Source organism: Streptomyces sp. NPDC006655, assembly GCF_040703965.1.
Taxonomy (GTDB): domain Bacteria; phylum Actinomycetota; class Actinomycetes; order Streptomycetales; family Streptomycetaceae; genus Streptomyces.
Map to the genome: position 1 here is coordinate 16531 of NZ_JBEYJU010000107.1, position 10637 is coordinate 27167.

At 71.9% G+C, this 10637-nt stretch carries 10 protein-coding genes; 6 read left to right on the forward strand and 4 right to left on the reverse strand.

The window, feature by feature from the left end; genetic code table 11:
• Positions 1-29: 29 nt before the first annotated feature.
• Positions 30-626 (reverse strand): histidine phosphatase family protein, encoded by a 597-nt coding sequence (locus AB0958_RS37820; RefSeq protein ID WP_366895022.1) that lies wholly within the window; start codon positions 624-626, stop codon positions 30-32.
• A gap of 235 nt (positions 627-861) precedes the next feature.
• On the opposite strand from AB0958_RS37820, the gene AB0958_RS37825 reads away from it, so the two are divergent.
• From AB0958_RS37825 to AB0958_RS37840, 4 genes are read left to right on the forward strand one after another with little or no spacing between them, the layout of a single operon-like run.
• Complete coding sequence (locus AB0958_RS37825; protein WP_366895023.1) at positions 862-1815, forward strand: phosphatase PAP2 family protein; 954 nt, start codon at positions 862-864, stop codon at positions 1813-1815.
• A complete protein-coding gene (locus AB0958_RS37830; RefSeq protein ID WP_366895031.1) occupies positions 1769-2887 on the forward strand; it encodes a hypothetical protein in 1119 nt (372 codons plus the stop codon). The genes AB0958_RS37825 and AB0958_RS37830 overlap by 47 nt, the downstream gene beginning before the upstream one ends.
• A complete protein-coding gene (locus AB0958_RS37835; protein WP_366895024.1) occupies positions 2878-4467 on the forward strand; it encodes a hypothetical protein in 1590 nt (529 codons plus the stop codon). The genes AB0958_RS37830 and AB0958_RS37835 overlap by 10 nt, the downstream gene beginning before the upstream one ends.
• Positions 4464-5804, forward strand: a complete 1341-nt coding sequence (locus tag AB0958_RS37840; RefSeq protein WP_366895025.1) for an AAA family ATPase — start codon at positions 4464-4466, stop codon at positions 5802-5804. The genes AB0958_RS37835 and AB0958_RS37840 overlap by 4 nt, the downstream gene beginning before the upstream one ends.
• Here the strand turns inward: AB0958_RS37840 and AB0958_RS37845 are convergent.
• The 3 genes from AB0958_RS37845 to AB0958_RS37855 all read right to left on the reverse strand — a co-directional run bounded on the left by AB0958_RS37845 (position 5801) and on the right by AB0958_RS37855 (position 9409).
• Entirely contained in the window at positions 5801-7438 is a 1638-nt protein-coding gene (locus AB0958_RS37845) for an IS200/IS605 family accessory protein TnpB-related protein (protein WP_366895026.1), read from the reverse strand. The two genes, AB0958_RS37840 and AB0958_RS37845, sit on opposite strands and share 4 nt — an antisense overlap.
• Positions 7431-8006: an IS607 family transposase gene (locus tag AB0958_RS37850; RefSeq protein WP_366895027.1), complete on the reverse strand. Its 576-nt coding sequence runs from the start codon at positions 8004-8006 to the stop codon at positions 7431-7433. Before AB0958_RS37850 ends, AB0958_RS37845 begins: the two co-directional genes overlap by 8 nt.
• Positions 8007-8119: 113 nt before the next feature.
• Complete coding sequence (locus AB0958_RS37855; RefSeq protein WP_366895028.1) at positions 8120-9409, reverse strand: glycoside hydrolase family 6 protein; 1290 nt, start codon at positions 9407-9409, stop codon at positions 8120-8122.
• Positions 9410-9441: 32 nt separating this feature from the next.
• On the opposite strand from AB0958_RS37855, the gene AB0958_RS37860 reads away from it, so the two are divergent.
• Both AB0958_RS37860 and AB0958_RS37865 read left to right on the forward strand, forming a co-directional pair.
• On the forward strand, positions 9442-9822 hold the full coding sequence (locus AB0958_RS37860) for a hypothetical protein (RefSeq protein ID WP_366895029.1): 381 nt from the start codon (positions 9442-9444) through the stop codon (positions 9820-9822).
• Positions 9819-10547, forward strand: a complete 729-nt coding sequence (locus AB0958_RS37865) for a glycoside hydrolase family 16 protein (RefSeq protein WP_366895030.1) — start codon at positions 9819-9821, stop codon at positions 10545-10547. Before AB0958_RS37860 ends, AB0958_RS37865 begins: the two co-directional genes overlap by 4 nt.
• Positions 10548-10637: the final 90 nt, after the last annotated feature.

A 10637-nucleotide genomic window follows, 5' to 3' on the forward strand; every position in this document is an offset into this window, starting at 1 on the left:
GGCGCCTCGCAGGGGCACGCCGGCCGACGTCAGCCCGCCAGGTGCCCCAGATCGTTCCAGCTCTCGATCGCGGGCTCCCCGTAGGCCCAGCCCAGCACCGACAGCGACGTCGGGTTCAGCCGGATCCTGGCCGCGAAGTCCAGCGGCAGGCCCAGCCACCGGGCGCCGATCGACCGCAGGACGTGCCCGTGGGCGAAGACCAGCACGTCCCGGTCGGCGGAGCGGGCCCAGGACACCACCTCGTCCGCCCGCGCGGTCACCTCGGCGAGCGTCTCGCCCCCGGGCACGCCGTCCCGCCAGATCAGCCAGCCCGGGCGGGAGGCCTGGATGTCCGCCGGGGTCAGCCCCTCGTACGCCCCGTAGTCCCACTCCATCAGCGTGTCCCACGACGTGGCCCGGTCGCCGAAGCCCGCCAGTTCGCACGTCTCACGCGCGCGTGCCAGCGGGCTGGTGCGCACCTCGGCGTCGGCGAGCCCGTCGTACGGCGGCCGGTGCAGCCGCTCGCCGAGCAGCTTGGCCCCCCGGCGGCCCTCCTCCAGGAGCGGTACGTCGGTCCTGCCGGTGTGCTTGCCGGACAGCGACCACTCCGTCTGTCCGTGCCGGGCCAGCAGGATGCGCGGTGCCATGGAGAGTGAACCTTTCGGGAGATGTTCGGAAGGGGGACACCTCCATCATCACCCACGCCGGGAATCCGCAGGGAACGCGCGGGGCAGGCAGCGGGGGCGCGGGCAACCCGGCGGGCGTCCACCGCGTCTTTGAGGGCTGAGCCGCCCCGCGTGGGCGGGAGTGCGCACACCGTAAAGTGTCACGGTCGGCCCGCCGGGCGGCGCGCAGCCAGGACGAGAAGGGGGAGGCAGTCGGATGCCGCAGACCGAGAAACCGGGCACCGAGGTGGCTGTGCGAACCCGGTTGCGCTGGTGGACCGAGCTGCCGCTGATCCTGCTGGTGTACGGCTGCTACACGGCCGGCCGGCTGCTCGCGCGCGGGGACACCTCCAACGCCGTCGACCACGGTCTGGCGATCCTGCGCATCGAGAAGGACCTGCGCCTGAACGCCGAGCACCCGCTCAACCGCCTGTTCACGCACGAGCCGTGGCTCGGCATACCGGCCGACTTCTGGTACGCCTCACTGCACTACCTGGTCACCCCCCTGATACTGGTCTGGCTGTTCCGCAGGCGCGCCGAGATCTACCGGCGGGCCCGCACCTGGCTGATGACGTCCACGTTCATCGGCCTGATCGGCTTCACCCTGCTGCCCACCTGCCCGCCCCGGCTGCTGGCCGCGAAGTACGGGTTCGTGGACACGATGGCCCAGTACAGCTCGTACGGCTGGTGGGGCGGCCAGGCCAGCGCCCCGCGCGGGATGGGCGGCATGACCAACCAGTACGCGGCGATGCCGAGTCTGCACTGCGGCTGGGCGCTGTGGTGCGGGGTGATGCTGTGGCGGTACGGCAACAGCCGGCTGACGAAGGTGCTCGGGGTGGCCTACCCGCTGCTGACCGCGATCGTGGTGATGGGCACCGCCAACCACTACTTCCTGGACGCCGTCGCGGGCATCGCCGTGATGGGCGTCGGCTACCTGCTCGCGCCGTCCGTGATGCGGGTCGCGGACCTGGTCCGGGCCCGGATCGTCCCGGGCGCCTCGCTCGTCGCAGCGCGCTCGGAGGGCGCAGGTTCCCCGATTGTCAGTGGCGGATGCCAGACTTCGGCGGGTGAGCGAATTCCATCGCAGCGCGAGTCCCGGCCCCTCTCCGGAGCCGAGCCGGACCCTGCCCCCACAGACGCGGGGGACGGCGCTCCGGCACCGGCTCGCTGAGCTGCGCGGCCCCGACGTCCCCGCCAAGGCCCTCGACGCGCGTGCCCTCGCGGCGCTCGCCGCGAACCCGGGGTGCAGGCGGCGGGCGATCCTGGACGGCGCCGGGGTGGACAAGACCGCGCTGGCGAGCGCGCTGGGTTCGCCCTCGGCGTTCGGCCAGTCGCAGTTCGCGCTGACCCGGGGCAACGCGTTCGAGGCCAAGGTGAAGGCGGACGGCGGCGCGGAGCTGCTGCGGCTGGTGCGCGCGCACCTCGACCCGGGTGCCGAGCCGGCCGAGCGGGCCGCCGTGCCCGACCTGTCCGCGACCGGCCCCGAGGGGCGTACGGCCCGTACGGCCCTCGCGCTGCGCGAGGCGGCCGAGGCGGGCGGCTGGACGCTGCTCGACCATCCGATGCTGGCCCTGGAGGTGGCCGGCTCCCCCGCGTTCCTGGAGCCGGACGCGGTGGTCGTGCACCCCGACGGCGGCTGGACGGTCGTGGAGATCAAGTCCTTCCCGATGCTGGACGGTTCGGCCGATCCGGCGAAGGTCGGCGCGGCGGCCCGCCAGGCGGCGGTGTACGTGCTGGCCCTGGAGGAGGTCGCGGCCCGGCTCGACCCGGCCCCGCGGGTGCGCCACGACGTGCTGCTGGTCTGCCCCAAGGACTTCTCCAACCTGCCCACCGCCTCCGCCCTGGACGTCCGCAAGCAGCGTGCGGTCACCGCCCGCCAGCTGGACCGGCTCACCCGGATCGAGGAGATCGCCGACGCGCTCCCCGAAGGCACCTGCTTCGCCCCCGACCTGCCGGCCGAGCAGCTCACGGCGGCCGTGGCGGCCGTCCCGGCGACCTACGCGCCGGAGTGCCTGTCCGCCTGCGAACTGGCCTTCCACTGCCGGCAGCGCTCCCGCGCGGCCGACGAGGTCACCGCGCTGGGCCGCGCGGTCCGCGCCGAACTGGGCGGGCTGACCACCGTCGAGGAGGTGCTGTCGGCGGCGCGCGGCGAGAGCGGTGACCCCGGGGACCCGGCGGTCGCGGCCCTGCGCCGCGCGGCGGCCCTGCGGGCCGAGGCCCTCCAGGGGGCGGCGTGTCCCTGATCACCACCCTCGCCCGCCTGGAAGCCGTGAGCACGGGCACCGCGCAACCCGCCGCGACCGTCCGCCACCGGCACCTCTCCGGGCACCCGCTGGTCTTCGTGCCGCTCACCACCTCCGGCGAGGCCGGTGCCCCGCTGGGCGCCCTCGTCGGCACCGACCGGGACGCCCCGCGCCTGCTGGTCGTACCGCAGCCGCGCGACCGCGACCTGCGGTTCGCGTTCCTCGCCGAACTCGCCGACGTCGTGCTGCCGTACCTGGACTCCTACGCCGGGTCCGTGGAGGCCGCCGAGCGCACCGAGACCGACCCGGAGACCGGCAAGCGGGTCAAGGTGGAGGTCGAACTGTGCGCGGACGCGCCGCAGTTGATCGTCCCGGGGCGCGCGGGCATCGAGTACGTACGGCTGCTGGGCCGCTCGATGCGCTTTCGGCGCACGGCGGAGCAGGACCCCGAGGCGCCCTTCCCGGCGCCGCCCCGGGTGCCGTTGCTCGGCCGCTGGCTCACCCACTTCGGGGAGCGCGCCCGGGTCCCCGGCTCCTCCCTGCTGCTCGCCATGACGGACCTGCTGTCCCGGCACTGGGCGACCGGTCAGTCCGGCGTCGAGGACCAGCACCTGGGCGCGCTGCTCGCCTGGATCGACCCACCGCCGGGCAGCACGGGCGCGGCGGCCGCGCGCACGGCCGAGCTCGCGCGGGACGCGGACGGGCAGCTGGTGTGCCCGCCGGCCGGTCCCGCCACCGACCCGGCGTTCGACAACAGACTGCTCGCGCCCGCCTTCGAGCGCTACGACCGGGCCCGCACCGCCCTGGCCACCGCCGAGGACGGCCTGCAGGCCGACGCCCGGCTGGCCATCCTCACCGCGGCCGAGCGGGAGATCCGCGACCTGGTCGAGAGCCGCACCCGGCCCACCTGGGACGCGGTGTGGCACGGCCTGGACCTGCTGTGCCGGCTGCCGGAGGGCGCCCGGGTCGAGGAGCGCTGGACGCGCGACCGCTGGTCGTTCACCGGGCACCGGGACCGGGTGCTGGCCGGTGAGCCGCCGCAGCCGCGCCGGGACGACGCGGTCACCGCGGCCAACAAGCTGGCCACCCGGGAGCGGGAACAGGCCCGGCTCGACGCCCAGGAGGCGCTCGACGACCCGCTGGTGATGGCGGGACGGCGGCTGGCCGGGGAGGCGTTCGCGGGCGAGGTCCTCGACGTCGTCATGGCGTACAGCGACGGCCGGCGGCCCGGTCCGCGCCCGCTGGTGACCGTGCGCACGGAGGACCGGCCACAGCTGGCCGAGCGCGTGCGGACGTACCGCTCACTGGGCGGCAAGCCGCAGTCGATGGAGTTCGTCGGGTACGAGGGCGAGGGGGTCGTCGTGCTGCGGGTGCTGGACAAGATGGGCCGGGGGAAGGAACCGGAGCCCGGATCGGTCCCGGAGAAGGGCGACCGGCTCACCCTCACCCTGTTCGAGCACGAGCAGCGCGGCGGGGCGAAGCTGCCCGATGCGGAGGCGACCCCGTGGACGCACGGCGGCCCGCCGGGCGAGGGCGTGCCGGAGCCGGCCGACGCGATGACCCAGGAGGACGTCCTGTGACGACCACGGCCTTCGACCCGGGCGCCGAGGCCGCCCGCGCCACCGCCGCGATCCTCCACGACACCCTGCACGGCACCGACCGGGGTGTGGTCGTGGACTCCCCGCCGGGCGCGGGCAAGTCCACGCTCGTGGTCCGCGCGGCGCTCGAACTCGCCGACGCGGGGCGCCCGCTGATGGTGGTCGCGCAGACGAACGCCCAGGTCGACGACCTGGTCCTGCGCCTCGCCGAGAAGAACCCGGAGCTGCCCGTCGGCCGCCTGCACAGCAGCGACTCCGACCCGTACGACAAGGCGCTGGACGACCTGCCCCAGGTCCGCAAGTCGGCGAAGGCGGCCGATCTGCGGGAGACCCCTGTCGTGCTGTCCACGGCCGCGAAGTGGGCGCACGTCACGGTGGACGAGCCCTGGCGGCACGCGATCGTCGACGAGGCGTACCAGATGCGCTCGGACTCGCTGCTCGCGGTGGCCGGACTGTTCGAACGGGCGCTGTTCGTGGGCGACCCCGGCCAGCTGGACCCGTTCTCGATCGTCGGCGGCGAGCAGTGGGCGGGCCTGTCGTACGACCCCTCGGGGTCCGCCGTCTCGACGCTCCTCGCGCACAACCCGGGCCTGCCCCAGCACCGCCTCCCGGTGTCCTGGCGGCTGCCCGCGTCCGCGGCCCCTCTGGTCTCCGGCGCGTTCTACCCGTACACGCCGTTCCGCAGCGGCACCGGACCCGGTGACCGCCGGCTCTCCTTCGCCGTCCGCTCCGACGGCTCCGGTCCCGACCGGGTGATCGACGAGGCGGCGGAGTCCGGCTGGGGCCTGCTGGAGCTGCCCGCCCGGCACACCCCGCGCACCGACCCGGAGGCGGTGCGGGCGGTGGCGACGGTGGTGCGGCGGCTGCTCGACCGGGGTGGGGCGGCCGTCTCCGAGCGGGCACCGGAGCCGACGCCGCTCACCGCCGACCGGGTGGCGGTCGGCACGGCCCACCGCGACCAGGCGGCGGCGGTCCGGGCGGCGCTCGCCGAGCTGGGGGTGGCGGACGTCACCGTGGACACGGCGAACCGTCTCCAGGGGCGTGAGTACGACGTGACGGTGGTCCTGCACCCGCTCTCCGGCCGCCCCGACGCCACCGCCTTCCACCTGGAGACGGGCCGCCTCTGCGTCCTGGCCTCCCGGCACCGCCACGCCTGCATCATGGTCTGCCGCGCAGGCGTGACCGACCTCCTGGACGACTACCCGTCGACGGAACCGGTCCAGCTGGGCACGGTGGTGAAGTTCCCGGACGGCTGGGAGGCGAACCACGCCGTCCTCGCCCACCTCACCGAACACCGAGTGACCTACCACCGTTCCTAGTCAGTGAGCAGGAGTGAGTCTTGGACCCAAATCTGGTCACTGCGGACATCCCGAACGGTTTTGGGTGTCCTGGTCGCCCGCGTTCGCTCCGCTTCCGGTGGCACGCATCGTGTGCGTGGTCCGGGAATGCGGGGGCGGGTTTCCTCACGCCCTCGGTCACCGTGTCCGGCCTGGACGGTCCGATGCCCACGACGATCGCTCTGGTCGTCGGGGGGCGGTGCCGTCCGTCGCCGGATACCGTGCCCGAGGGCGCGTCGTCCGATCGCGACGCTTGCCGCGTCGTGTCGGCTGGTCTTGCGGTTCTTCGATGCCAGGGGCTTCTGCCAGTGCTCAGCGCCCCAGCGGGAGGTGTACGCCGGGTCCACGGCGACGACGGTGATGGCGAGTTCGGCCGCCATGGACACGAGCCGAGCTTTCAGTTTGGCCACGGGCATGCCGGAGATGACCTTGCGGAACCGCTTACGCCGTCCGTGCTTCTCCCGGGTCTTCTCCGAGCCGAAGTCGAGGTCTTCTACCGCGATCGACAGGCTGTACCGCTTGGCCCAGTGCAGCAGGCGGGTGAGGGCATGCCGGACCTGGGCGTCCCGGTGCCGGGCGTTGCCGGACAGGTCGTAGAAGAAGCGGCGGGGCTCGCCGCACGGGTTGCCGTGGGCGTCGAGCCGCCACGCTGCGAGGTGATCAGCGTTGGTGTCGACGCCGATCAGGCCGCCGGCGCAGGCCTGGGTGAGGGGCACGGTCCTGACTGGCGGGATCGTCCACGACGCGGTCACGTACCAGCGTCCACGCTCCGCGTCCAGGTGGATGCGGTAGGCGACGGCACGGTTCGCGGCCACGCGGTCGGCCCACTGACCGCCCCGGTGGTGGAACTGCACGGTGGTGACGAGGACGTATCGGCCGTGCCCGGCGTTGGCCAGGTGCGTGAGCGGTGCCGGCAGCTTGATGCTGACCTGGCCGTCCGGGGTGACGCGGATCGTTTCGTTGCCGAAGCGTTTGCCGGACTCGCCGTCAGCGGCGAGGAACCAGCGTTCGGCTTCCCAGCGCCGCCGCCACGCATCCTCGGTGAACTGCGCGGCGTCGAGGTTGTGCCGGTTGCGGGCCAGTTTCTTCCCGCCGCGTGCGACGCGGACACGTCCCGTATCACGGTCGGCCCGCTCACGCTCCAGCCGGTCTTCCAGCAGGTGCAGCCGACGTGTCTTGACGAACCACTCCTGTTTCGTGCGGTATCCGCCCGGTGCCCGCTTCGTGCCCTTCTCCCCGACCGGCAGCGACAGGCGGTGCGCGACCGTGCGGATACCGGCCTCCAGGCCCTGGATGTGCGCCAACTGGGCCCTGCGTGACAGCGCCCACTGATCGTGCGTGGCCTTCGTGATGCTCCCCGCCCAACGCGAGGAAGACTCCTCAGTCAGCTCCCGCTTACGGGCCGCCCACGTCTGCGTGGAGTGCTCCAGCCCGTCAGCACATCTGCGCTTGAGATCCTTCGACGCCAGCGAGCCGAGATGCGCGCCCACGGCCCGCAGTACCTTGTCATCGCCGGCCGTCAGGCCCTTGAGCCGGGTGCGGATCGCTACGCCGGACGGACCGAAGGCGACGAACGGCGGATCAATCGGGCGCAACGGCCTGCGCTGGTCAGCCATGCTCGGCGGCCTGAAGCGCCTTGCGGGCTCGGTTCTTCGCCGAGCGGCGACCGCACAAGCAGGCACAGAAGGACGTCAGCACCTCCACCATGTCCCGTACCAGGTCGTCGTCGACCTCACCGTCGTCCAGCACCACCAAGCGGCGGCCCGTCGCAGACAGGGCCGCTTCGACCAGTTCGACGTTCATCCGCCCGAGCCGGTCTTTGTGCTCCACCGCCACCGTGGTCACCGCAGGATCGGCGAGCAGCCGCTTCGCCTTCGGCCGGCAACCGTTCATCCCGGAGCCGGTCTCAGTCTCCACGCGCACCACACGGCCGCCCGTGGTGACCGCCCAACGGGCCAGCCGCGCTACCTGGCGTTCCAGGTCCGCCTTCTGGTCGTGGGAGGACACGCGGGCATACAGGCCCAGACCGCCCAGGACTTCCGCAGGCGCGTTGGCGTCGATGTTCACCAGGATCGTGCGTGGCCCGACCCGCTGCGCCGGTACCGGCAACGTCCCCTCACGGAACCAGCGATACGCGGTCTGCGGATGCACGCCCTGCGTCCTCGCCCACTCCGTCAGATTCACGCTCTGACAACGACACTCACTCATGCATGGTTACGCTCACTCACCCGACTTCGAGGGCCAGCAGTTGAAGACCCCTGACCGAGGGAGCCGGGTCGGTGTGCCAAGCGGTGTGATCAGTGTGCGTGGTTGAAGGTCAGCGGAGGGTTGGCGTTGCCGGCGAGGGTGTGGGCGAAGTCCGGCCACCAGGCACCGGCGGGCGGATCCTCGACGCCGCCGTACTCGGGGTCTCCCGGTCCGGCCGTGCCGCGGTGGCAGGTGCCGTCGGACTGGCCGATGGTCTTCACGTACAGGTATGCGTCGGCCAAGGGGACGCCGGTCCTCGTCGTGGGGCGGTTGCCGACTCCGCGGCCCGGGGCGTTGCACCAGGCCTCGTCGTCGGTGTACTTGCCGGGCGGGGCGGTCCACGCACCCCGTCCGTTCCGGCTGGTGTCCAGGACGTAGTGGGTGAGCCGGTCGGCGGGAGGTGTGCCGACGTTGCTGTCGTACCAGGCGTCGGTCCAGTGCCAGGTCGAAGGGTCGTCGGACTCGACCGCGTCGCCCGGGAGCCCGTCGTTGGGGGCAGCCGAGGAGTAGTACTGGCCGGCACACTGGTCGGCCCGCCCGGCGGGGTGGGCGGATTCCGTGGCGTACCAGACGCATTTGGACACCCATGTGCCATAGCGGTTGAGCTGGTCGGTCGGCTGGTAGTTCGAGATGTTGAGGGCGAATCCCTGCGCCTGCCGCAGGCCCGCGTCGATCAGTCGGCCGGTGATCTCACCGACGGACAGCCATTTGCTGTTGCCGGCGTCAAGGTAGACGGAGGTCGCCGGGCCGCCTTCCAGGGTGCCGACGGCCGATCTGACCTCGGCGATACGGGCGGTGGTGAGCGAACCTGTCGGGTCGGTGTCCGGGCCGCAGTCCTTGGGGAGCAGGGCGAGTGAGTCCGGTTCGACGATGACGACGGCCTTGTAGGTGCCGATGGCTCCGGCGACGGCCTTCACCCAGGCGTCGTAGGCGGCCGAGTCGGCCGCGCCGCCGGCCGAATAGGAGCCGCAGTCGCGACCAGGAACGTTGTAGAGGACCAGCAGGGGGACGGAGCGGGTCGCCTTCGCGGCCCGGACTATGCCTCGGACGCGATCGCCGACTTGCCGGGGGGTTCCGTCGGTCAGCCAGACCGCCTCGGGCCAGCTGGCGAGTTCGGCCATGTTGCGCGCGTCGGTCAGATGGCCCGCCCGCAGGTCGGAGAGGGCCTGGTGAGCGGCTTCGCTGTGCGGATCGACATAGAAGCGGGTGCCGCTGCCCAGTGTTCGGCTCGGTTCCGGTCCCGGGGCGGCCTGGGCGCCGGCGGGGGTGAGGCCCGTCACCGCGAGAGCCGCCGCACAGGCCGCGAGGGCCAGCCGGCGGAGCGCTCTGCCATTGATCATGGGGTGGAGTCTCCCTTTCCGTAGGTGTGGGTGTGCCGGGCGACTCCGATTGGGAGCGCTTCCAGGGCGGTTCCAGGTTGGTGATGATTGAGCGCACGAGAGCCCGTGTCAAGACCGAAGTGGATGATGTATACGACTGCATGAGCGACGAGGGCGTGCGGCCGCGTCGCCCTCACCCTTGCATTCATGTGCTGAACTCGGCGACCCGCAACGTCCGGATCAGCACTGCCTTCAGTTCAATCGAGGTCGCTCATCGAAGCGATCGGCCCGTTCTTGTTCAACAGTTGAAGTCGAAGCTATTGACAGCAGATTACGGCGCTGTCATGTTCACCGTCATCGGAGCGAAGTGCCCCTCTTCGCTGGAAGCGCTTCCAAAAAATGCCTCCACGGCCGAGCAACGGAGCTCACCATGACAGCTGGTCTCTTCACGTCGGTCCGCAGCGCGGTCACGTTGGTGGCGGCGTGCCTGCTGCTGCCCTTCTCCGCTCACCCGGCGCATGCCAGTTCCTGGGGGAGTCCCCAGACCGTCAACTCGTGGAACGTCATCAATGGGAGGTGGACCGCCAACAACGAGCTGGAGACGTACACGCCGAACTGCGTCTGGTACGACGGCGGCACCCTGATGATCAAGACGTACAAGGCCGCCAACGGGACCTACTACTCGGGCCGCGTGGAGTCGAAGGCGCTCTACGGCTACGGCACCTACAGCTTCACCGCGAACATGCCCGACGGACGCGGGCTGCTCCCGGCGGTGTGGGCGGCCTACCTGAACCCGTGGCTGCCCGAGTTCGACGCCGCCGAGATCGTCGGCCAGAACAACCGCACCGTGTACCAGACACTTCACGACCAGAACAACGGGCAGACCCAGTACTCGAAGAACAACTCCTCGGGGTGGACGAACACGTTCCACACGTATTCGTTCACGTGGTGGCCCGACCACGTCGACTTCGCGGTGGACGGCACCATCACGGGCTCGAAGTCCTACAAGACGCCGGCCGGCACCGGCATGCACTTCATCGTCAACACGGCGGTGGGAGGCGACTGGCCCGGTAATCCGGACAACTCGACCTGGGCAACGGCGGACGGCGCCCGCTACCTGAAGGTCTCCTCGATCACCTACACGCCGTACTACCCGTGACCTGACCGGCGGCCGTCCTGCGGGACGGCCGCCGCCCGTGCGGGATGGCCGAGATAGGGAGACCGGGGGGGAGGGCAAGAGAGTGACCTA